The organism is uncultured Bradyrhizobium sp., assembly GCF_964252615.1.
In the GTDB taxonomy this organism is placed as follows: Bacteria; Pseudomonadota; Alphaproteobacteria; order Rhizobiales; family Xanthobacteraceae; genus Bradyrhizobium.
In genome coordinates, this window is sequence record NZ_CAXUNQ010000018.1 from 51,660 (window position 1) to 73,339 (window position 21,680).

General features: G+C 63.7%; 18 protein-coding genes, 1 tRNA gene and 1 pseudogene. 8 read left to right on the plus strand and 12 right to left on the minus strand.

The genetic code is table 11. The features are described 5' to 3' along the window. Window positions 1–3: 3 nt before the first annotated feature. Together ACFE72_RS12000 and ACFE72_RS12005 are read right to left on the minus strand one after the other, a co-directional pair. Window positions 4–595, minus strand: a pseudogene (locus ACFE72_RS12000) (pilus assembly protein); the annotation flags it as partial. A 290-nt stretch (window positions 596–885) separates the two neighbouring features. Continuing rightward, window positions 886–1,521, minus strand: a complete 636-nt coding sequence (locus ACFE72_RS12005; protein WP_375413316.1) for a hypothetical protein — start codon at window positions 1,519–1,521, stop codon at window positions 886–888. Window positions 1,522–1,685: 164 nt separating this feature from the next. Between ACFE72_RS12005 and ACFE72_RS12010 the strand changes: the two genes are divergently transcribed. The 4 genes from ACFE72_RS12010 (at window position 1,686) to ACFE72_RS12025 (ending at window position 6,073) form a co-directional block, all read left to right on the plus strand. After that, window positions 1,686–1,762: transfer RNA gene (locus ACFE72_RS12010), tRNA-Arg, on the plus strand. A 356-nt stretch (window positions 1,763–2,118) separates the two neighbouring features. Then, the gene (locus ACFE72_RS12015; protein WP_375413317.1) at window positions 2,119–3,096 is read left to right on the plus strand and encodes a Bug family tripartite tricarboxylate transporter substrate binding protein; all 978 of its coding nucleotides are present in this window, start codon (window positions 2,119–2,121) and stop codon (window positions 3,094–3,096) included. A gap of 185 nt (window positions 3,097–3,281) precedes the next feature. Further along, window positions 3,282–4,442 (plus strand): FAD-dependent monooxygenase, encoded by a 1,161-nt coding sequence (locus ACFE72_RS12020; protein ID WP_375413318.1) that lies wholly within the window; start codon window positions 3,282–3,284, stop codon window positions 4,440–4,442. After that, on the plus strand, window positions 4,439–6,073 hold the full coding sequence (locus ACFE72_RS12025; protein ID WP_375413319.1) for a benzoate-CoA ligase family protein: 1,635 nt from the start codon (window positions 4,439–4,441) through the stop codon (window positions 6,071–6,073). Before ACFE72_RS12020 ends, ACFE72_RS12025 begins: the two co-directional genes overlap by 4 nt. A 346-nt stretch (window positions 6,074–6,419) precedes the next feature. Here ACFE72_RS12025 and ACFE72_RS12030 read toward each other — a convergent pair whose 3' ends face one another. Genes ACFE72_RS12030 through maiA form a run of 3 tightly spaced genes read right to left on the minus strand, consistent with a single transcriptional unit; the run spans window position 6,420 to window position 8,744 of the window. After that, on the minus strand, window positions 6,420–7,604 hold the full coding sequence (locus ACFE72_RS12030; RefSeq protein WP_375413320.1) for a 3-hydroxybenzoate 6-monooxygenase: 1,185 nt from the start codon (window positions 7,602–7,604) through the stop codon (window positions 6,420–6,422). Between the two features lie 11 nt (window positions 7,605–7,615). Continuing rightward, on the minus strand, window positions 7,616–8,125 hold the full coding sequence (locus ACFE72_RS12035; protein WP_375413321.1) for a MarR family winged helix-turn-helix transcriptional regulator: 510 nt from the start codon (window positions 8,123–8,125) through the stop codon (window positions 7,616–7,618). Further along, window positions 8,115–8,744 (minus strand): maleylacetoacetate isomerase, encoded by a 630-nt coding sequence (maiA, locus tag ACFE72_RS12040; RefSeq protein WP_375413322.1) that lies wholly within the window; start codon window positions 8,742–8,744, stop codon window positions 8,115–8,117. The genes ACFE72_RS12035 and maiA overlap by 11 nt, the downstream gene beginning before the upstream one ends. 106 nt (window positions 8,745–8,850) lie before the next feature. Between maiA and gtdA the strand changes: the two genes are divergently transcribed. After that, the gene (gene gtdA, locus ACFE72_RS12045; RefSeq protein WP_375413323.1) at window positions 8,851–9,894 is read left to right on the plus strand and encodes a gentisate 1,2-dioxygenase; all 1,044 of its coding nucleotides are present in this window, start codon (window positions 8,851–8,853) and stop codon (window positions 9,892–9,894) included. A gap of 54 nt (window positions 9,895–9,948) precedes the next feature. Here gtdA and ACFE72_RS12050 read toward each other — a convergent pair whose 3' ends face one another. From ACFE72_RS12050 to ACFE72_RS12065, 4 genes are all read right to left on the minus strand, one after another. Beyond that, the gene (locus ACFE72_RS12050; RefSeq protein WP_375413343.1) at window positions 9,949–10,719 is read right to left on the minus strand and encodes an ABC transporter permease; all 771 of its coding nucleotides are present in this window, start codon (window positions 10,717–10,719) and stop codon (window positions 9,949–9,951) included. Between the two features lie 58 nt (window positions 10,720–10,777). Beyond that, window positions 10,778–11,551 (minus strand): ABC transporter ATP-binding protein, encoded by a 774-nt coding sequence (locus ACFE72_RS12055; RefSeq protein WP_375413324.1) that lies wholly within the window; start codon window positions 11,549–11,551, stop codon window positions 10,778–10,780. A gap of 7 nt (window positions 11,552–11,558) precedes the next feature. Then, the gene (locus ACFE72_RS12060; RefSeq protein WP_375413344.1) at window positions 11,559–12,542 is read right to left on the minus strand and encodes an ABC transporter substrate-binding protein; all 984 of its coding nucleotides are present in this window, start codon (window positions 12,540–12,542) and stop codon (window positions 11,559–11,561) included. Window positions 12,543–12,691: 149 nt separating this feature from the next. Then, on the minus strand, window positions 12,692–14,056 hold the full coding sequence (locus ACFE72_RS12065; protein ID WP_375413325.1) for an FAD-dependent oxidoreductase: 1,365 nt from the start codon (window positions 14,054–14,056) through the stop codon (window positions 12,692–12,694). A gap of 298 nt (window positions 14,057–14,354) precedes the next feature. Between ACFE72_RS12065 and ACFE72_RS12070 the strand changes: the two genes are divergently transcribed. Further along, on the plus strand, window positions 14,355–15,335 hold the full coding sequence (locus ACFE72_RS12070) for a 2-dehydropantoate 2-reductase (protein ID WP_375413326.1): 981 nt from the start codon (window positions 14,355–14,357) through the stop codon (window positions 15,333–15,335). Window positions 15,336–15,762: 427 nt separating this feature from the next. Here the strand turns inward: ACFE72_RS12070 and ACFE72_RS12075 are convergent, their stop codons facing one another. After that, window positions 15,763–16,764 (minus strand): NADP-dependent oxidoreductase, encoded by a 1,002-nt coding sequence (locus ACFE72_RS12075; RefSeq protein WP_375413327.1) that lies wholly within the window; start codon window positions 16,762–16,764, stop codon window positions 15,763–15,765. 260 nt (window positions 16,765–17,024) lie between these two features. Between ACFE72_RS12075 and ACFE72_RS12080 the strand changes: the two genes are divergently transcribed. Together ACFE72_RS12080 and ACFE72_RS12085 are read left to right on the plus strand one after the other, a co-directional pair. Further along, complete coding sequence (locus ACFE72_RS12080) at window positions 17,025–18,296, plus strand: dicarboxylate/amino acid:cation symporter (RefSeq protein ID WP_375413328.1); 1,272 nt, start codon at window positions 17,025–17,027, stop codon at window positions 18,294–18,296. Window positions 18,297–18,308: 12 nt separating this feature from the next. After that, on the plus strand, window positions 18,309–19,232 hold the full coding sequence (locus ACFE72_RS12085) for an amino acid ABC transporter substrate-binding protein (RefSeq protein WP_375413329.1): 924 nt from the start codon (window positions 18,309–18,311) through the stop codon (window positions 19,230–19,232). 101 nt (window positions 19,233–19,333) lie between these two features. Here the strand turns inward: ACFE72_RS12085 and ACFE72_RS12090 are convergent, their stop codons facing one another. Next, window positions 19,334–20,650 carry a bifunctional folylpolyglutamate synthase/dihydrofolate synthase gene (locus ACFE72_RS12090; RefSeq protein ID WP_375413330.1) on the minus strand — a complete coding sequence of 439 codons (1,317 nt, stop codon included), beginning with the start codon at window positions 20,648–20,650 and terminating at the stop codon, window positions 19,334–19,336. Then, entirely contained in the window at window positions 20,650–21,651 is a 1,002-nt protein-coding gene (locus ACFE72_RS12095; RefSeq protein ID WP_375413331.1) for a RimK family alpha-L-glutamate ligase, read from the minus strand. Before ACFE72_RS12095 ends, ACFE72_RS12090 begins: the two co-directional genes overlap by 1 nt. Between the last annotated feature and the right edge of the window lie 29 nt (window positions 21,652–21,680).

A 21,680-nucleotide genomic window follows, 5' to 3' on the forward strand; every position in this document is an offset into this window, starting at 1 on the left:
GCACTAGCTGCTGATGCGGGCGTCGGCGACGGCTTTCTGAAACAGCGCATTCATCGCCTGTGAAATCGCCTGAGTCGGGCTGACTTCGAAATAGAGTCCGGAGGACGCGCAGCTTTTCATATTGTTGGCGATCTCGCTGTTCGGCGAGGGGCCATAGGGGCCGATATTAAAGGGCGCGATCCACGTGTTGTACCAGGCGTTGGTCGGCAACGCGAGATAGGTCGTGTACAACACCGCGACCTTGATGCCGCGATTCTTGAGCGTGGTGCATAAAGCGGGATTGATCGGCGACTGGCAGCGCCCGCCGGTGGCCGGCTTGCTGCACGATCCGCCATTGTTTTCGTCAGCGACGCCATCCGACACGAAGAACAGATACTTTTTGCGGCGCCTCCGATGTCCCTGCGCCGGGCGAACTGATCGCGTTGTTGATCGAGGGAAAAATGTTGGTGTAGCCGGTGTCCTGATCGTTGTTGTCGTTCTGGCCGTTGACGGTCATCAGGTCGATATTGCCGGCCGCCGTCTTGGCGCTGGTCAGGCTGGAGGACAGGGAAAACAGGCTCCTTAGCCCGGCCGTCTGCGCGGGGCCGCCGAAATCGACATGTTGCCCTTGAATAATTTCTTCGCGTCGCTCACGCCCGCCGGTACTGGTCCGTCGGAGGTCACCGAACCGGAAGGTTCGTGATGATGCGAGCGGCAGCCGCGGTGATCGGCAGCGTTCTCGGCGAAGCCGCGATGGCCGCACGGCCAACGGTCGTGCCGTCGCCCGGCTATGATGCCTGATTGCAGGAGCAGCGCGCGGCTTCACGCCGAAGCCGGTCGACGACCCGGCGCCGCGCCGAAGGCCCAAGCCGCATCACGGCGCGCCGCGTTGACAGGCCTGCTCGTTCACCGAGCCGACGTCGCAAGCTCGGTCGGTGGCCGGCCGCGTCGCGTCCTGTCCGGCGAAGCGCCGAACAGCTTCTTCAAGTCGTTGATGCCCTCGGAAAGCCGGGGCCAGTTGCACGAAAACGAATCCCTGGCGCAGGCTGCATTCGCCGGCCGAGCACCGGGGCTGCCGGCGGTGACCACCCGCGGCTTGTTCGTTACCGCAGGCGCTGCCGGCTTGCTTTGGCTCTGCAGCGCTTCATGCTGTAGCTGCTTCTGGAGCTGCTGCTGCTTCTGAGCGAATGCCGCGGCGATGGCGCTGCGCCGCTCGCGGCCGAGATAGGCGGCATATTGCTCGTTGATATACTTCTGCTCTTCCGCGGTCGGGTTCGGGCCGGCGATGTCGAAATGCCGGTTCTGCATGAAGTCGAAATAGCTGTAGCCGCCGCCGGCCTTGCGCCGCGCGGCGAATTTCACGCCGCACTCAGCAAGCTGCGCCGCCTTGGCATCCGCGGCCTTGCCGGCAATCTCCGCGCATTCCTCATAGTCGGCCGGGCTGCGCACTCCCCACCATTGCGCCTGCGCGCGCGCCGAAAGGAGGGCGACGCAGCAGACGATTGCGGCAAGCAACAGCACGGATTGACGGGACGCATTCACAGGCGATCTTCTCAGAGTATGCAACCGGTAATTTACCGTATTCAGGACCCGGTTGTCAGCCGGGAAATGGCTTTCCTGTTTCTATTTCCGCAACGGGTTCCGGGTGGCGATGCCGCCGCCGCTCTGATATGAGCTTGCCAAGACCGCGCTTGTCGGAGGTCTTCGGTCCCGTAGCTCAGCCGGATAGAGCGGCGGTTTCCTAAACCGTAGGTCGGATGTTCGAGTCATCCCGGGATCGCCACGCTGCCGCAGACGCGGGCTCGCTTAGCCGCAGTGGCGGCGCGCGAGTGGTGCATTTCTATTTGAATGCAAATCATGCGGCATCAGTAGAGGCGCCTTGATTAGACGGTCCGCTTCCGGGCCGGGCTGCAATCAGCGCTGCTGTTTTGCGAGCAGCCGGCGCTCGACGCTGGTGAGCCGCCGTCCTGCGAGCTAACGACCGCACCTTGAATTATCGCTCTCGAAAAAGCGTCCGTCCGAAGACGTCAACTATATACATCTCTAGGTCGAGCCCGAGGGGTTTGCGGTTATATGGAGAAACATACGACATGACGATTGCATTTCTGCAACGCGGCCAGGCTGCAAGGAAGTCCCATCATGAACCGTCGCCGGTTTCTTCGGCTGCTGCCCGTGTCGGTTCTGATCGCGAGCGCCGCACGTAGCGCTTACGCGGCCTCCGAATGGCCAGTGCGCCCGATTCGGATCGTCGTTCCGTTTCCACCCGGCGGCAGCGTCGATACGCTTGCCCGGGTGATCGGTCCGGCGCTCTCGGACCGTTTCGGCCAAGCGATCGTCATCGACAACAGGTCGGGAGCCGGCGGCGCGATCGGGACCGCCGAAGCCGCACGTTCGCCCGCCGACGGCTATACGCTGCTGATGGTGTACGACACCCATGCGGTCAATCATCACCTCCATAGGCGATTACCCTACGACACCTTCACGGCGTTCCGGCCGATCAGTTTGCTCGCAACATCGCCGATGGTCTTGATAACGCCCACCCGTCTGGAGGTGAGAACGGTGGAGGATCTGATTGCGTTGGCGCGATCGCGCCCCGAAGGGCTCAGTGTCGGCCACGCCGGAGCAGGCAGCTCGAACCAGCTGCTAGCGTTGCAATTTTCTTCGCAGGCCAACATCACGATCAACCAGATACCCTATCGCGGCGCCGCCCCGATGTTGAACGACGTCGTCGGCGGTCATTTGGATTTCGTGATCTCGGCGCTTCCGGCGGTGCTGCCGCAGGTGAAAGCCGGGACCGTGCGCGCGCTTGCGGTGACGACCGCGAAGGCCGCCCCGCAGCTTCCCGACGTCCCGCCCCTCGCAACTGCCGTGCCGGGCTTCGAAGGACGTTCCTGGGTCGGCCTGCTGGTGCCGGCGGCGGTGCCCGACCCGGCGGCCGAACAGTTGGAACAGGCCGTCAGGACCATTCTCAACGACCGGGCCATTCGCGCGCGGCTGGAGGAGACGGGCTATCACGTGGAGGGCAGCGACGCCGGTACCTTCCTGTCGTTCCTGCACGCCGAATCCGACCGTTGGGGCGCCGTCATCAAGCGGTATGGAATCTCGTCTTCGGAATGAGGCGGCCGTTCAGGGCGTCATTTAGCGGACGACGCCCGCCAATTCCGCAGGTCGAGAGCCGATGAGCATGTTTGCACCGTGCAAATCATGCGATATTGTTTTTTATCTATAACGTCCGCCGGACACTCGCAGCATCGGGCAATCGCCGCGTTTGCAGCCGATGCTGCCGTCATTTGGAGAACCATGTGCGCATCTCCGTAATGGGCGGAGGCCCCGGCGGTCTCTATTTCGCCACGCTGTGGAAGCAGCGCCACCCGGATGCGCAGATCGATCTGTTCGAACAGAATCCCGCCGGCGCCACATGGGGGTTTGGCGTGGTGTTTTCCGAACAGGCGCTTGAATTCCTGCGTGCTGACGATCCCGACACGGTCGACGCCATCGCGCCGCGGATGCAGCGTTGGAACAACATCACCCTGAATTTGCGCGGCGAAAGCATCGAGATCGACGGCGTCGGCTTCTCCTCGATCGGCCGGCTCGACCTGCTCGCCATCCTGCAGCAGCGCGTTCATGCGGTCGGGGTCACGCCGCGTTACCAGACGCCGGTCCAATCGATCGACGAACTGAAAGGCTACGACCTGATCGTCGCGGCGGACGGTCTCAACTCACTGGTGCGGCGCGCCTTCGAGGGCGATTTCGGCACCTCGGTGTCGTATTCCGTGAACAAATTCGCGTGGTATGGCACACCTAAACGGTTCGAGACGCTGTCGCAGACCTTTGTCGAAACCGGACTCGGCGCTTTCAACGCGCATCACTACAGGTACGCGCCCGACATGAGTACATTCCTGGTCGAATGTGATCGCGAGACGTGGCGGCGCTATGGTTTTGCCGACAAGACGGTCGAGGAGTCCAAGGCTGTTTGCGAAACGGTGTTCGCAAGCACGCTCGACGGAGAGCCGCTGGTTTCGAACAAATCGGTATGGCGCAATTTTCCATGGATATGGAACGAACACTGGTCGTTCAAGAACATGGTGCTGATCGGCGATGCGCTGCATTCCGCGCATTTCTCGATCGGGTCCGGCACCCGCCTTGCGATGGAAGACGGCATCGCGCTGGTCAAGGCGCTGGAAACGGAGCGCGACATCCCCGCAGCGCTCGCGCGTTATGAAGCCGGGCGCAAGCCGATCGTGAAGAAGCTGGTCGCTGCCGCGCGCGCCAGCGCGGCCTGGTACGAACAATTTCCCGAACACATGAAGCTCGGCCTGATGGATTTTGCCCTCAGCTACATCACCCGATCGGGACGGATCGATGACGCGCGGCTGCGCGCCATGTCGCCGCTGTTCATGGCACGCTATGAAGCCTCGCAACATGCGGCGCGTGCATCGCGCGGCGGCGGGAACAGGAAATGAGCGCCCCGGATTCTGACAAAGCCCGCGGGATCGCCGACAAGGTGCCTTATGACAGTCCCGGCGCCTTGGAGATCGGTTTTTCGATTCCGCAAGCCTATAACGCCAGCCGTATCCTGTTCGACAATCTTTCTGCCGGCCGCGGCGACAGGCTCGCGCTCACCGGGCCCGGCGGAACGCGCACATATTCGGAGCTCTGCGCGGACGCCTCGCGATGGGGGCATGGCTTTACGTCGTTGGGCCTGCGGCGCGGCGATCGCATCCTGATGTTTTGTGACGATACGCCGGCTTATCCGGCGGCTTTGTTCGGCGCGGTGCGCGCCGGCTTCGTCCCGCTGCTGATCAACACATTGACGCCGCCGGATCTGCTGCAGTTTTATCTCGCGGATTCCGCCGCCTCGGTCGCGGTCGCCGATGCGGAGTTTTCTGCGCAGTTCGACGCCGTGGCCTGCAAGGATACCCAATTGCGGACCCTGATCGTCGTCGGCAGCCCGGCAGGCAGCGACGCGGTGCCGCACGCGGTAATGGCCGAGCAGTGGCTGCGGGATTTCCCCGCAGGGCTTGCAGAAGCCGGCACGCATCGCAACGAGATGGCATTCTGGATGTATTCGTCGGGCTCGACCGGGCGGCCCAAGGGCATCGTCCATCTGCAGCACGACATGGCTTACAGCGAAGCCGCGTTCGCACGCAACGTGTTGAAGCTCGAGCCGGACGACGTCTGCTTTTCGGTGCCGAAGATTTTTTTCGCCTATGGTTTTGGCAATTCCATCACCTTCCCGTTTTCCGTCGGTGCGACGACATTGCTGCTCCCGGGCCAGCCGAAACCGGCGGCGATCTTTGCGGCGATCGAGCGTTTTCGTCCCACCGTATTCTTCGGATTGCCGACGCTCTATACCTCGCTCACCAAGGCGGATGGCGCATCCACAGTCGATTTCTCGTCGCTTCGAATGGCATTGTCCGCCGCCGAGGTGCTTTCGTCAGACGTATTCGACGCTTGGAAGCGACTCACCGGCGTCGAGATCGTGGAAGGACTGGGCTCTACTGAAGTCCTTCACATCTACCTGTCCAACCGCCTGGAGAAGAAAAAGCCGGGCGCCGCGGGTGCGCGCATTCCCGGCTATGAAATCCAGTTGAAGGACAAGGACGGCCGCGACGTCGGCGACAACGAGGAGGGCATCTTGTGGGTGCGCGGCGATTCCAGCACGCCATTGTACTGGAACCGGCCGGACAAGACCGCCGAAACCATCCGCGAGGCGGGGTGGATTTACACCGGCGACCGCTTCGTTCGCGACTGCGACGGCTTTTATTTCTTTCGCGGTCGTGCCGACGACCTGATCAAGATATCCGGCCAATGGGTTTATCCGCTCGAAGTCGAGCTTTGTCTCGCCGAGCATCCGGACGTGCGCGAATGCGCCGTGTTCGCCGTCGAGCTGCCGGACCGGCGCATGACGCTGAAGGCCGCGGTGGTGATGAATGGCGGCGCGTATGACCCGATCGCTAGCACGAAGACGCTGCAGGACTATGTCAAGGCAAAGCTGCTGCCTTACAAATATCCGCGCGAGATCAGGTTTCTCGACGAGCTGCCGAAGACAGGTACCGGCAAGATCGATCGTCAGGCGCTGCCGAAGCTGTAGCCTCTACGCCTCGACACACTCGCCGTCGTCCTCGCGCAGGCGGGCACCCATAGCTACCGTGCTCGCGGCTCGCGCATGATGGTTGCAACGTCTCATTCCAATCGAAAATTCCGGGCGTATGGGTCCCCGCCTGCGCGGGGACGACGATGGAGGATATCGCGGTCCACAGGAACCCGCCCTTCAACGAGTCGTTCTCGCGAAGGCGGAGACCCATAACCCGTTCCAAGCCATACATTCGACCGTCATCCTGAGGAGCCGCGCTTGCGCGGCGTCTCGAAGGATGGCCACGAGCGCGGTCGAGGCCATCATGCATTGGCGACTGCGCGGAGCCCGGCGGCGGTTCCAGCTAGCCCGCCAATCCCGTCCCGCCGTAGAGCCAGGCGAGGTCGTCGTAGTAATCTTCCGACGCCTTTGCGCTCATGATGGCGTTGCGGATGCGGGCATGTTCGCCGGCGGGGTGGTAGATGTGTTCGCCGATGGCGCGGGACAGCAATTGCACCCGCGCGGTGCGGGGAAAACGCTGCTTGTTATAGTTCTCAAGCGCGGTGACGGTATCGCCCGGCGACGCGCCCAACAGATACGACAGGCAGACCGCGTCTTCCAGCGCCATGCAGGCGCCCTGCGCGAAATACTGCATCATCGGGTGCGCCGCATCGCCGAGCAGCGCGACGCGGCCGTCGATCCAACGCTCGACCGGGTCGCGGTCGCATAGCACCCACAGCTTCCAGTTGCTGCCGTGACGGATGATGCTTTGTGCCCGCGCGTGCACGTGGTGGAAACCCTGCATGACCTCGTCGTCGGACACCGGTTGGCCCGCCACCGGCTCCGGCGCGTCGTTGTGGCAGGTGACGACGAGGTTGAACACCTTCCAGCCCGACAGCGGGTAGTGCACGATGTGGCATTTGGGACCGGCCCACAGCGTGGCGGCGTTCCAGCGCAGATCATCCGGCATCTCCCCGGTCGGAATTACCGACCGGTAGGTAGTGTGGCCGGAAACCCGCGGCGCGCCGTCGCCGACAAGCTGTTTGCGGATGTTGGACCATAAGCCGTCCGCGCCGATCAGCAGCGCTCCGGTGATGCCCTCGCCGGAGGCGAGGCGGGCCGTCACCGTGGAGCCGTCCTGATCGTAGCCGGTAACCTCGCTGTTCACCCGCAATTCGATCAGGCTGTGGTTCCGGCAGGCGTTGAGTAACACGCCATGCAGGTCGCCGCGATGAACCACCGCATAGGGATTGCCGAAGCGCGCGCGGAAGGCGTCGCGCAAGTCGACATGGGTGATTTCCTCGGCGCTGAGGGCGTCCATCAGGCGAAGCCGGTCGATGTAAACCGCCATGCCGCGCGCGGCCTCGCCGACGCCGAGATAGTCGAAGGCATGAAATGCGTTGGGCCCGAGCTGAATTCCCGCGCCGATCTCGCCGAGCGTTGTGGCTTTCTCAAGCAAGATGGAACGCAAGCCTTTTTGCGCGAGGCCGAGTGCCGCGGCGAGACCGCCGATGCCTCCGCCCGCGATCAGGACAGGCCGTGCGCTCACCGCCGACACCGTCAACCCGATTTCTTGAAATGTTCGAGGGCGTCCTCGGCCCGCAGCGGTACCCGCGACGCCTCGTTGTTGAGATCGACCAGCTGCGTCATCAGCGCCAGCAGGGTCTCGCGATCCTTCGGCTTCAGCGGCTGCAACATGCGCGCCTGCGCGCGATCGACCGAGGGCATGATCGTGCGCAGCATGGCTTCTCCGGCTTCGGTCAAGGTGAGCAGCTTGACCCGCTTGTCCTCGCGCGCCGGCTTGCGTTGCACATAAGCCTTCGTCTCCAGCCGTTCGATGACGTTGCCCAGCGTCGAACGGTCGAAGGCGATCACCGCAGAGAGCCTGGTCGCGTCGATGCCGGGATGGGTTCGAATAGCGACCAGTGCCGCGTATTGCACCGGCGTCAGGCCGCAGGCCCGGCACTCTTCGACAAAAATCGCAACCGCGATCTGCTGCATCCGGCGAAACAGATACCCCGGCTTGGTGTAGACGGCATCCATCGTGACATCAGCGGCTTTATTCGGCATCGGGCTGCCGGTCGGGTGCGGCGTCCGCAAACGCCTGGACGATCATGGCCGCGGCTTCGGCCTTCAGCAGCCGCGGAAACGCTTCAAGTTCGACACCAAAGCGACGCGCATTCGCAAGCTGCGGCACCAGGCAGAGATCCGCGACGGTTGGCGCCGCGCCGAAGCAGAACGGGCCGGCTTCATCTGCGATTAGCGTCTCGCATGCGGCAAGGCCTTGGCGGTTGGCCCATGCCGCCCACTCGATCACCTGCTCCTCCGGCAGACCGAGATGTCTTAGGCGTGCCAGCACTTTGAGATTCTGCACCGGATGGGTATCGCAGGCGAGCACCATCGCGAACGCGCGCACTTTTGCGCGACGCAGCGCATCCTGCGGCAGCAGCGGCGGGTCGGGATGGGTCTCGTCGAGCCATTCGATAATGGCGAGCGATTGGGTCAGGACGACGCCGTCGTCGTCAAGCGTCGGCACCAGCCCCTGCGGATTGATCGCGAGATAAGCGGGGTCGCGTTGTTCGCCCTTGCGAAGATGGTGCGGCAGGTGGTCGGCGGTCATGCCCTTCAAATTCAGAGCAATCCTGACCCGATATGACGCGCTGCTGCGAAAATAGCCGTGCAGCTTCATCGCAACCTCCCGTTTTTTTGTTGATACGGCTTTCTGCATTGACGCTACCCAATTTGTAAGTATGCTGTCAATTAATCCGAACAACAAGGACAGCGGGAGGCCGGTTATGGATCATGCCGTACAGAAGACCCCGGAACGCGAAGCGTTCTATCGCAGGATCGACGGCGAAAATCTCACCGCGCTGTGGACCGTGATGGGCGACCTGATCACGCCCGAGCCTAGGAGCGGCTGCCGGGCGCATCTGTGGCGCTTCGACGCCATCCGTAATTACATGATGGAAGCCGGCCGGCTCATCACCGCCAAGGAAGCCGAACGGCGGGTGCTGGTGCTGGAAAATCCGGGGCTGCGCGGCCAATCGAAAATCACCACGTCCCTCTATGCAGGCGTGCAACTGGTGATGCCCGGGGAAGTCGCCCCGGCGCATCGCCATAGTCAATCCGCGTTGCGCTTCATCCTGGAGGGCAAGGGCGCCCATACCTCGGTCGACGGCGAGCGGACCTTGATGGAGCCCGGCGATTTCGTCATCACGCCGTCGATGAAATGGCATGACCACGGCAACCAGACTTCCGAGCCGATGTTCTGGCTGGACGGACTGGATATTCCGCTGGTGCAGTTTTTCGATGCATCGTTCGCGGAAGGGTCTGATGAAGACGAGCAGAAGGTGACGCGCCCGGAGGGCGACAGCTTTGCGCGCTACGGCCACAACCTGCTGCCGGTCGATCTCAAGCGCGCCTCGCAGGCTTCGCCGATCTTCAATTATCCGTATAGTTACACGCGCCAGGCGCTGGAGCAGGCGAAAAAGCGCGAGGAGTGGGACCCCTGCCACGGGCTGAAGCTGAAGTTTTCCAATCCCGCCACCGGCGATTTCGCGATGCCTACCATCGGCACCTTTATTCAATTGCTGCCGAAGCAATTCAAGACCGCGCGCTACCGTTCGACCGACGCCACGGTGTTTGCGCCGATCGAAGGCCGCGGCCGCTCGCGGATCGGCGAGCAGACGTTCGCGTGGGGCCCGCGCGATCTGTTCGTGGTGCCAAGCTGGCAGTGGGTCACCCACGAGGCCGACGAGGATGCGGTGCTGTTCAGCTTCTCGGACCGCCCGGTGCAGCAGAAGCTCGATCTGTTCCGCGAGGATCGCGGCAACGCGTGACAATAACCCGTAGGGCGCGCCTTGGCCCACCCTACGGATTCTCGCAACGAACGATCAGCGCCAATGCAGCAGACGCGTCTCTAAGAGGTTGATCAGCTTCCCGACCGCGAGCCCGAACAGCGACAGAATGACGACGCCGGCGAGCAGTTGATCGGTCTGCATCAGGTTGCCGGCCTGCAGCACGAACGCGCCGATGCCGAATTCGGCGCCGATCATCTCCGCGCTCACCACCAGCAGCAGCGCAACCGACGCGGTGATGCGAAAGCCGGCGAGGATCGAGGGCAGCGCGCCCGGCCAGATCACCCGGCGCACGATGGTGTGGAACGGCACGTTAAAGCTTTGCGCCATGCGGATCAGGTTGCGCGGCACCTGGTCGACGCCGCTATAGACTGAAATCGCGGTCGAAAAGAAAACCCCGAGCGCGATGGTGGCGATCTTCGGCTCCTCGCCGATGCCGAGCCAGAGGATCAGCAGCGGCAGGAGCGCGATCTTTGGTATCGGAAACAAAGCCGAGATGAAGGTGATGCCGATGCCGCGCGCAAGGCTCGAGAGCCCGATGCCGAAGCCGGCGATCACGCCGGCGATCGTGCCGAGCATCCACCCGGAGCCGATTCGCACCACCGATACCGACACGTGGTGCCAGAGCGCGCCACTGACGGCGAGCTGGTAGATCGCTCGCGCGATAGCGAGAGGCGTCGGAAGAAACAACGCGTTGACCCAGCCGGCGTTGCCGGCGAGTTGCCAAAACGCGACCACGGCGACAAGGGCGGTCCAGCCCGCATAGCGGCCCGATTTCGGGGTAAAGCCTGCGCCACGAAACGCCACCGGGCGCGTTTCGGCCTTGTGATTCTGTTGCGGCGAACCTGAGGCGTTTTCGAGGCGCTCAAGCATGCTGAAACTCGCGCTCGGCGTCGATCGCCTCCTCGCGAATCAGCGACCACAGCTCGCTCTGCAACGCCAGCAGCCGGCTGCGGGCATTGCTGTCCCCACGTTCGCCGCGGGTGAGGGGAATGGACACGACCTCGCGGACGCGTCCCGGCCGCCGCGACAGCACCACGATGCGGTCGGCGAGGCGGACCGCCTCCTCCAGATTGTGGGTCACGTAAGCAGCGCCCATAGCGCCGTCGGCGAGCAAACCGATAAAATCTTCCATCAGCAGTTCGCGGGTCTGCGAATCCAGCGCCGACAGCGGTTCGTCCATCAGCAGGATCGCCGGCCGCACCGCGAGCGCGCGCGCGATGCCGACGCGCTGGCGCATGCCGCCTGAAAGCTGTTTCGGATAAGCGCCGCGAAAATCGGAGAGGCCGGTTCGGCGCAGCGCATCGCCGACCGTCGCGCCGCGCTCGGCGGCGGACAGTCCGGTGTGCAGCAGAACGAAGTCGACATTCTCCCCGACCGTGCACCACGGCAACAACGCGAAATCCTGGAACACGAATGTCAGCGGATTGAGGCTGCCGGACGGCGGCGCGCCGCGCAGCACGGCTTGTCCGGAACCTGGCTGCAGCAGCCCGCCGAGAATCGACAGCAGCGTGCTCTTGCCGCATCCGGAGGGACCGACGATCCCCACCACTTCACCGGAGCCGACCGTGAACGACACATCGTCAAGCACCTCGAGCGCGCCGAAGCGGTGACTGATATGGTCCGCGATCAGATCCATGGATGGTTCAATCCGGCTTCACATATTCGGCCGCAATGATCGCGCCGGCATCAAATCCCTTGTCGACGAATCCCTGTTCCTGCAGCCAGGCGATCTGGTTGCCGACGTTGTTGACGTCGAGCTTGCCGTCGGGGTCGATATAGGCGCAGTTGCCGACCACCTGCTCCACCGGCAGGTTGGTGTATTTCGCGATGATTTCCAGCAGCGGCTTCGTGGCATCGTTGATCGGCACCTTGCCGCCGGCGACCGCAGCCAGGATCACATCGTGATATTCGCGGTCGGCGCGCGCCAGCGCGCCCAGGAAGCTGGTGACCAGCGGCCTGTCCGCGAGCGTCTTCGGCGCCGCGAATACCGCGCCGAGTTGCCACGGCGTCTCGTCGCCGACCCAGCCCAGCAGCTTCGCGCCGTCATCGTCCATCAGCGTGCGCGCGGTGGAAACCGGCAGCAGCGCCGCATCCACGGTCTCGCCCTTCAGCGCCGCCGCGGCGTTCGAGAGCGATTGCAGCGGCAGCACCTTCATGTCGCTCAGCTTGAACCCGTATTTGTCGGCGAGCAGGCCGAGCGAATAATGAAAACTCGAGCCGACCTGGGTGACTGCGATGCGCTTGCCGGCGAGATCCTTCGGCGTCTTCAGCCCGGCGGCGTAAGCGGACCTGCTGGCGAAATAGCCGATCAGCGGATAGCCGGCCTTCTCGCGGCTCATGCCGCCGATGACTTTCAGCGTGCCTTTGCCCGCCAGATTGTAAAGTCCGGCGGTGAAGGCGGTGACGCCGAAATCGACATCGCCGGACGTGACTGCGACCGCGATCGGCTGCGCGGCGTCGAAGAATTTCAGCTCCACCTCGATGCCGGCCTGCTTGAAGTAGCCCTTGTCCTGCGCAATGAACACCGGTGCCGACGACGACAGCCGCAGCACCCCGACCTTTGCTTTCGCCGCGGTTTGAGCGCCGGCGTAATCCAGCGACACCGTCACCGCAACGCCCACCAGCATCGATGCGGCAAGGTTGCGAACGGTCTTGGCGATCGGCGTCATGAATATTGGTCCTCTCCAGCGGGTGCGTTGTAACGCACTCCTGTCACAAAATCGCCCCGTCATTGCAGGATCGCGCGACGGCGCGCCCTGCAATGACCCAGGCAGGATCACAGGCCTTCCGGAACTTGCTGATCCTGTCCGATAAAGGCTCCCTGTTGTTTCAACTGCGTTTGCAGTCTGTCAACGGCGATATCGCGCGGAATCGTATTGCCGGACAGCGCCAGCGCCGCGGCGGTTCCGGCGGCTTCGCCCATCGCAAAGCACGCCCCGGACACCCGCGCCGCCGACTGGCCGTCATGGGTCATCGAGGCGCAGCGTCCGGCCACCAGCAGATTGTCGATACCCGCCGGCGTTAACATGCGATAGGGCAGCTCGTTGAAGCCGCGCGATTCCGGGATCGGCGGGAATTTGAAGATCACGTCGCCCGCGACATGTTGCTCCATCGGCCAGCCATTGACGCCGATCGAGTCCGCGAACGAGGCGCAGCCGAGCACGTCCTCGCCGCTGAGCATGATGCCGCCGGTCACCCGCCTTGTCTCGCGGATGCCGAGCTGCGGGGGCAGGTCGACGATGTAGGATTGTTCGAACCCCGGCACCGTGCGCAGGAAATTGAACGCATCGACCGCCTGGCGGCGGCCCTCGATCTCGCCGCGGGTGAGATCGTCCGGCTCCAGCCCGTTGATCGCGGTGCCGTCGCCGCGCGCAAGCTGGGTGAAGTTTACCCGCCACTCGATCCGGGCGCGCTGCGGCCGCACGATCGCCGCCTTGCGCGGAAAGCGATGGGTGCCGGCGGCCTCGGCCGCTTCCATCAGTTGAGGGATCGTCCGCCACGCCTCGCCGGCCTTGTCCGGATCGATGCCGTTGAGGCGAAACATCATCGACGGATAGAGCATGCTTCCCTTGTTGTCGCCGACCTCGAAGTGCGCGCCGGCCCACGCGGCCAGATCGCCGTCGCCGGAGCAATCGATGAAGGTGGCGGCACGCACCGCCTGCCGCCCGGCCTTGGTTTCGATCATCAGTGCGTCGATGCGGCGCTCGTCCCGCATCACCGCGCCGGCGCCGAGCGCGTGGAACAGGATGGCGACCCCGTGAGTCCCAAGCAGATCGTCGGCGGCGATCTTGTAGGCCGCCGTATCGTAGGCCTGCGCCAGGATTTTACCGAGGATGAGATGCGGTGCATTGAGACCGCCTAAGCCGTCGATGCGCGCCAGCAAGTCGGAAGCGATGCCCCGGACCACGCGGCGCATTTCGCCATACACATTGGCATGCAGCCCGCAGAAATTGGTCACGCCGGCCGCCGTGCCCATGCCGCCGAGAAAGCCGTACCGCTCGATCAGCAACGTGCGGCATCCGGCCCGCGCGGACGCTACCGCCGCGGCGATGCCCGCCGGCCCGCCGCCGAGCACGGCGACGTCGTATTCGCCGTAGAGCGGGATCTGGCGCGCGGGTTCGGAGACGGTGCGAGAGGACAAGCTGGGGTTCCTGCGGTAGGTGCGTGATCATGGCGCAAGCGCGAATTTTTAGCTATCTCGTCGGTACAGCCTGACGCGGTGCTCGGTATCGGCCCCGGCTCTGCAGCACACCGCGCCATAAGCGGCGCGCCGAGCCGGGGGCCCGTCACAGCGTCATGCGCGGGCTTGACCCGCGCATCCATCCATCTCCACAGGAATCTTTTTGCAGAGACGGCCTTCTTGAAAGGATGGATACGCCGGTCAAGCCCGCGTATGACGTGGTGACACGCGGTCCCTATCGGGCCATCAGGATCACCCCATGCGAATCTGCATCTTCGGCGCGGGCGCGGTCGGCAGCCATCTTGCCGTCCGGCTCGCGCTGGCCGGACACGAGGTGTCCTGCGTGATGCGCGGGCCGCATCTTGCGGCGGTGAAGGCCGATGGCCTGACGCTGCGCGTCGGCGGGGAAGAATTTTCAGCGCGGGTTAACGCATCCGACGATCCCGCAACGTTAGGTTTGCAGGATTTTGTCGTCAGCACGCTGAAGGCGACCGGGCTGGGCAGCCTTGTCGCCGGCCTGCCGCCGTTGCTGCGCGACGACACGGCCATTGTATTTGCGCAGAACGGCATCCCGTGGTGGTACGATATCGGGCTGCCGTCCGATCATCCGCCGGCTCCCGACCTCGCGTTTCTCGATCCCGGCGGCCGGTTGCGGGCGGTGATCGCCAGGCAGCGCATCGTCGGCGGCGTGATCTTTTCGGCGAATGAGATCGCCGCGCCGGGAATTGTCGTCAATAACTCCACCGATCGAAACATGCTGCTGGTCGGCGAATGCGATGACCGCGCCAGCGAGCGGATCGAGCGGCTTCGCGCGGCGCTCGTCGAGGCTTCGATTCTATCGCCGCCGGAACCGCGGATCCGGGACGCGATCTGGACCAAGCTGATCGGCAACATGTCGGTCTCGGTGTTGTGTCTGCTCACCGGGCAGACGGTCAAGGCGGCCGTTCAGGACCCGGCACTGCGCGATATCGTGCCGCGCCTGCTCGAAGAGGCGCAGGCGATCGGACGCAGTTGCTACCCCGACACCAGGCGCAACACCCGGGGCGGCGCGCCGGCCGATCACAAGCCGTCGCTGCTGCAGGACTACGAGCGCGGCCGGACGATGGAAATCGATGCGCTGGCGCGGGCGCCCGCCGCCTTTGCCAGGATGGCCGGACTGTCGACCCCGATGCTCGACCTGCTGACGGCCCTCGCGATCCGCCAGGCGCGCGACAAGGGGCTGTATCGGGAGCCGGCATAAGGGGTCATTGCCGGGCTCGTCAACCGCGGGCTTGACCCGCGTATCCATCGCTCTTCGCAAGAGTCGTTTCCAAGCATGATGGATTGCCGGGTCAAGCCCGGCCATGACGACCTCCCCGTGTCCCGGGCGCGATGCGGCATTCTTCATGCCGCTTCGCGAAACCGGGACCCCGGTTTCTTGCAGCCGCAACAACCGGGACCCGGGTTTCCTGGCGTCGCAAGCAACCGGGACCCCGGCTCAGCAGCGCACCGCTCCGCAAGGCTGCGCGCTGCGCTGCGTCCGGGGAACGCACCTCCCGTGTCGGGCGGATATCGCAAGACGCCGCGTCAACCGCGGGCCTGATCCGGCAATCCATCATCTTGAAAAACTCTTCTGAAAGGGAATGGAGACAGGGGTCAGGCCCGCGCATGACGCAAAATCTGCGCTCCTACACCTTCACCATCCGCTTGCCGCGGTTGTCTCCCGCCAGCAGTCCGATCAGCGCTTGCGGCGTATTCTCCAGTCCCTCGATGACGTCTTCCTGCACTTTCAGCTTGCCGGATTCGACCCAGGCCTGCAGCTCGGCAAGCGCGCGATCGCGCTGGTCCATGAAGTCCATCACGATGAAGCCTTGCATGATCAGCCGTTTCACCACGATCAGGCCGGGCACGCCGCGCGGTCCGGTCGCGGAGGGCGCGCCGTCATACTGCGAAATCGCGCCGCAGCAGGCGATGCGGCCGCGGTTATTCATTTGCGCGAGGCAGGCTTCCAGGATGTCGCCGCCGACATTGTCGAAATAAACGTCAATGCCTTTCGGCGCCGCGGCCTTCAGCGCCTTGAACGTCGCGCCATCCTTGTAGTCGACCGCGGCATCGAAGCCGAGTTCGGATGTCAGCCAGTGGCACTTGTCCTTGCCGCCGGCGATGCCGACCACGCGGCAGCCCTTGATTTTAGCGATCTGGCCGACGATCGATCCGACCGAGCCGGCCGCCGCGGAGACCACGACGGTCTCGCCGGCCTTTGGCTTGCCGACATCGAGCAGCCCGAAATAGGCGGTGAGCCCGGCGATGCCATACACGCTGAGCAGATGCGTCATCGGCTCGATGCGCGGCATCCTGCTCAACTGCTTTGCCGGTACCGCGGCATAGTCCTGCCAGCCGGTGTCGCCGAACACGATGTCGCCCGCGGTCAAACCCGGCGCTTTCGACGACACCACCTCGGCGATACCGCCGCCCGCCATCACCGTGTTGGCCTCGACCGCCGCGCGGTAGGTGGCGCCATGCATCCAGGCGCGGTTGGCGGCGTCCAGCGAAATATAGCGCACCCGGAGCAGCGCTTCGCCATCCCTCGGTTCGGGGATATTGCCGTCCGACATCCTGAAATGTTCGGGGCCGAGTTTTCCCGTGGGCTTCTCGACCAGCAGGATCTGGCGGTTGACGCTGTCGTTCATGGCGTGCCCTCCCTTATTGTGGTGCGACGCTAGTCCGTGGGGGTTCACCGCACAACGGGAACATTGCTTGCCGCTGCATCCTTCACCGCCGTCATCCTTCGTTCAAGATGCCGCGCAAGGCGCGGCTTCACAGGATGACGATCGTGCACGGGACTGGCATGCCAGTGAACAGGAACGCGTTTGACGATGCCATGAAGCTTGTTGCGCCTGCGTCAAAATGTGCCACACTCCTAATGCCGGAAACATGGGGGTTCGAAAATATGTCCAACAGGTTTACGCAATACATCCTGATCGCAATGGCCCTCGGCATTGTGATGGGGACGCTGGTCTTCAACTATCTTCCCGACCAGCGGGTGGAAATCGCGGCTGACGTAAACCTGGTCGCCATGCTGTTCCTGCGCCTGATCAAGATGATCATCGCGCCTCTGGTGTTCGCAACCCTGGTCGGCGGCATCGCCCATATGGGCAGCGGCGCCAAGCTCGGGCGAATTTTCGCAAAAACCATGGGATGGTTCGTCAGCGCGTCGTTCATTTCGCTGCTGCTCGGCCTGATCATGGTCAACCTGCTGCAGCCCGGTGCAAATTTTCCCGGCACGCTGCCCGCGGCGGGCCAGTCGACCGGCCTGCCGGTATCGGCGTTCTCAATCGAAAAATTCCTGACCCATTTGATTCCGACCTCGATCGCGGACGCGATGGCGCAGAACGAAATCCTGCAGATCGTGATCTTCGCGGTGTTCTTTTCGGTCGCCATGGGCGCGATGCCGGAGCGCTCCAAGCCGATGCTGTCGCTGATCGACGACCTCGGCCATATCATGCTGAAAGTCACCGGTTACGTGATGCTGTTCGCGCCGCTCGCGGTATGGGCGGCGATCATGGCGACGGTGTCGAAGAACGGCCTTGGCGTGCTGTGGAAGCTGATCCAGTTCATGGGCGGTTTCTATTTGTCGCTGATGATTCTGTGGGCGATCCTGGTCGTCGTCGGCTTCATCGTCATCGGGCCCCGATATAGTCATCTGCTGCGGCTGATCCGCGAACCGCTGATGATCGCGTTCTCGACCGCAAGCTCGGAAGCGGCGTATCCCAAGACGCTGGAGGGCTTGAACCGGTTCGGCGCGTCGTCGCGGATTTCCAGTTTCGTGCTGCCGCTGGGTTATTCGTTCAATCTTGACGGCACCATGATGTATTGTACGTTCGCGAGCATCTTCATCGCGCAGACCTATCAGATACCGATGTCGCTCGGCACCCAACTGGCGATGCTGGCGACCCTGATGATCACCTCCAAGGGCGTCGCTGGCGTACCCCGCGCATCCCTGGTGGTGATCGCCTCGACGCTGAGCCAGTTCGGCATTCCCGAGGCCGGGCTGTTGATGATCATGGGCATCGATACCTTCCTCGACATGGGGCGCAGCGCCACCAACGTGATCGGCAACTCGCTCGCCACCGCGGTGGTGGCGAAATGGGAAGGCGAACTTGCGCCCGTAGATGCGTCCGGACCTGACGAGGAACTGGTCCCTGCGAGCGTTCCGGCTTAGGAGGCGAGAGCCATGCGCCACCCTCTGAAGGGATGCACGCAGGCGGCAGGCCTGCTGCTCGCGGGGCTTGTGCTGACGGCGGCGGCGTCGGCCCAGACCGGTGAAGGGCTGAGCCCGACGCTCGCCGCCATCAAGCAGAGTCACGTGGTGCGGCTCGGCTACCGCGAAAGCTCGCCGCCGTTTTCGTTCATGGACCCGTCGAGCCGGCCGATCGGTTACAGCCTCGAATTGTGCGAGGCCATTGTCGACGAGATCGGCATCGAAGTCGACGATGCCAGTTTGCGGATCGACTATGTCAAGGTCACCTCCGATGACCGCATTCAGGCGGTGCTGCAGAACAAGATCGATCTCGAATGCGGATCGACCACGGCGAACGCGGAGCGGGCCAGGCAGGTGGCGTTCTCGCCGCTGATGTTCGTGGCCGGCACCAAGCTGATGGTGCCGAAAGCGTCCGCCATCTCGGCGCCGAAAGATCTGCAAGGCAAGACCGTGGTGGTCACCAAGGGCACCACCAACGAGCAGGCGATGCATGGCGTCGACAAGAAGTTTTCGTTGTCGCTCAACGTCGTCGCGTCGCCCGACCACGAGCAGTCCTACCAGATGCTGGTGGACGGCAAGGCCGATGCATTCGCCACCGACGACATCCTGCTCTATGGCCTGATCGCGCGCCACAAGGCGCAGGACAAGTATAAGGTCGTCGGCGATTATCTGTCCTACGATCCCTACGGGATCATGTTCCGCAAGGGCGAACCGCAACTGAGCGCGGTGGTGGAGCGGGCGTTCCGCAAGCTCGGCTCCAACCGCGATTTGATTCCGCTCTATAACAAATGGTTCGTCGCACGGCTGCCGACCGGCGAGAAGCTCAACGTCGCAATCTCGCCGCAGCTCGAGGAAGCCTTCAAGGTGCTGGACGATTCGCCCGGCGCGAATAATTAGCCGTCCTTCCGGGATGCGCCGCTTGGCGAAGGCTGGAATCCATAATTGCGATGCGTTGTCATGGATTCCGGGTTCGCGCTTTCCGCCCCCGGAATGACGACCTAGAAAAACCTCAGTTCTTGCGCGCGCCCGCCGCCGACCGCGACCGCGTATTCGATCGCCAGAAACAATCCGCCGGCGACGAAGATTTTTCGGTCCGATGATTGGGCCAGCGCCGTGCTGACCTGCACCGCATCCTCGATCGTCGCCGCGATGCGAATCGTCGCGCTCGGATTCGCCCTCCGCGCCGCGGCAGCGATTGTCTCCGCGCCCGCGCCTTTGTGATATGCGCGGGTGCAGACGATGGTGTCGAACGCCGGCGCCAGCAGCGCTGCGATCTCGCCGGCCTTCTTGTCGTGCGAGGCGCCGGCGACCAGGATCCACCGCTCGGCGCCATGGATCGCCTTCAGACTCGCAAGCGATTGGCGGATGCCATCGGGCGTATGGCCGACGTCGATGAGGGTGAGCGGCTCTTGCCGGATGATTTCGAGCCGGCCCGGCCAGCGCGTGCCGGCGAGGCCCGATCTTGCGGCGGCCTCCAGCGCCGCGGCATCTGCTCCCGGTTGCGTCCGTTCCCGCCAAAGCAAAAACAGCGCAATCGCGATGGCGGCATTATTGAATTGAAAGCGGCCTGCCAGCCCGATGCCGAGCGAGCGGAAATCATGCGCGCCGAACCGGAAATCGAACCGCTGTTCGGCTGCCGACATGATTTCATTGCGGATTCCGATTCGGTCACGGACGAACAGGTTCGTTACATCGCGGTTGCGATTATATTCGGCCAGGTGCGGCGCCAGGCCACGGCAGTTCTCGCCGTAGACGATGGTGCCGCCTGCCGCGCAGGCGTCGCTCTTGTCGGCGCAGATCAATTCCAGCGAATTGCCGAGCAGTTCGGTGTGCTCGAGATCAACCGATGTCACGCCGGTGTGGCGCGCGCCGGCCAGCCGCACCGGATCGTAACGGCCCCCGATGCCGGCTTCGAACACCGCGAAATCGCAATCGGTTTCCTGGAAATACAGGCACGCCAGCGCGAACAGGGCTTCAAACGCGCCGAATTGCTGGCCGTGTCGCCGCGATATTGCGGCGATTGCGGTTCCGATCCGCGCTGCCAGTCGCGCCAGTGCGCCGTCGCCGATCGGGATGCCGTCGACCTGAAACCGCTCGTTGAAGCGAAGCAGATGCGGCGAGGTGAACAGTCCCGTCCGCAGTCCAAAGGCGCGGCCGATGCCGGCACAGAACGCCGCCGTGCTGCCCTTGCCGTTCGACCCGGTGACGACGACCGAGATGCGCTGCAGCCTTGCGCGGTCGATCGCCAGCGCCTGGAGCAGGTCCGCCAGCCGCGCCAGGCAGACGCCGTCGCCGTATTTCGGCAGGTCGAACACTACAGAAGTCCCATCGCGGAAAAGGTGTGGCGCCAGATTTTCAGGATCAGGTCGCCCCGCCCGCAGTCCTCCAGCAGCCGGATCGACGGGTTGGAGTTGACTTCGATGACCCGTACCGGCTCCGGATCGCCTTCGATACCGGCGAACAGATCCACTGCGGCGACGCGCAGGCCCAGGGCGCCAGCTGCGCGTTTTGCCTGCGCGACCACGGCGCTTTCGGTGCGCGGCGATTCGAGAACCATGGTGCCGCCGGCGCTCCGGTTCATGCGTCCGGGAATTTCCCATTGCTCTCCGTCGGCCAATACGCGGTCGAACTCGGCGGCATCTGCCGGAGGCGCCGCCGCCGAAAGTCCGAGCGATTGCAGCTCAGAATTGTGTTTGGAGAGCAGTTCGCGGACTGTGCTGGCGCCGTTGCCGGCAAGCGCGGGCGGCGATTTCCGCACGGCATAGACGGCCTCGCCGTCGAGCAGAAAAATCCGGGTTTCAGTTCCCGAAACGACCGGTTGGATCAGAACCGAATCGTAATATCGGGAGACGTCATCGAGATATTCGAGAAAACGCGCCTCGCCGTGAACGGCCCGCGCGAAATCGCCGCGCGATCCCGTCAGCGGCTTGGCAAAGGCCGAACCGCCCAATTCCCTGAAATAGTCCGACGCATTGCCCCGCTCATGACCGGGCGGACGATGCGCGCGATGCCGGTCATGCAGGAAGAAGTACCGGCCTCCGAGCGTCGGGACGCCGGCGCGTCCGAGAATGGCGTTGGTGAAGTATTTGTCGGTAGCCAGCGATGCCGCGGTCGCGTTGTTTTGCGGATACCACGCACATCGTCCAGCCCCGAACGGGACCCGCTTGCCGCGTGAAACGATATTGAAGACAAGTCCGGTTCCGCCGTCGATGTCCTGAAAGGACAGTCCGAATTCGGCGCAGGCATATTCGGCATAGATCGACTGGTCCGGGTAACAGGCCGGCTTTCCGGAACGAACATCCTGCAAGCATGGCATGGCGCACCCGGCCTTGACGTTTGGATTCG

Excerpts from the sequence above, each read along its gene's own strand:
- ACFE72_RS12015 (WP_375413317.1), top strand. The coding sequence starts at position 2,119 with ATGAACCGTCGCCGGTTTCTTCGGCTGCTGCCCGTGTCGGTTCTGATC.
- ACFE72_RS12025 (WP_375413319.1), top strand. The coding sequence starts at position 4,439 with ATGAGCGCCCCGGATTCTGACAAAGCCCGCGGGATCGCCGACAAGGTG.
- ACFE72_RS12035 (WP_375413321.1), bottom strand. The coding sequence starts at position 8,125 with ATGCCGAATAAAGCCGCTGATGTCACGATGGATGCCGTCTACACCAAG.
- maiA (WP_375413322.1), bottom strand. The coding sequence starts at position 8,744 with ATGAAGCTGCACGGCTATTTTCGCAGCAGCGCGTCATATCGGGTCAGG.
- gtdA (WP_375413323.1), top strand. The coding sequence starts at position 8,851 with ATGGATCATGCCGTACAGAAGACCCCGGAACGCGAAGCGTTCTATCGC.
- ACFE72_RS12055 (WP_375413324.1), bottom strand. The coding sequence starts at position 11,551 with ATGGATCTGATCGCGGACCATATCAGTCACCGCTTCGGCGCGCTCGAG.
- ACFE72_RS12060 (WP_375413344.1), bottom strand. The coding sequence starts at position 12,542 with ATGCTGGTGGGCGTTGCGGTGACGGTGTCGCTGGATTACGCCGGCGCT.
- ACFE72_RS12070 (WP_375413326.1), top strand. The coding sequence starts at position 14,355 with ATGCGAATCTGCATCTTCGGCGCGGGCGCGGTCGGCAGCCATCTTGCC.
- ACFE72_RS12075 (WP_375413327.1), bottom strand. The coding sequence starts at position 16,764 with ATGAACGACAGCGTCAACCGCCAGATCCTGCTGGTCGAGAAGCCCACG.
- ACFE72_RS12080 (WP_375413328.1), top strand. The coding sequence starts at position 17,025 with ATGTCCAACAGGTTTACGCAATACATCCTGATCGCAATGGCCCTCGGC.
- ACFE72_RS12085 (WP_375413329.1), top strand. The coding sequence starts at position 18,309 with ATGCGCCACCCTCTGAAGGGATGCACGCAGGCGGCAGGCCTGCTGCTC.
- ACFE72_RS12095 (WP_375413331.1), bottom strand. The coding sequence starts at position 21,651 with ATGCCATGCTTGCAGGATGTTCGTTCCGGAAAGCCGGCCTGTTACCCG.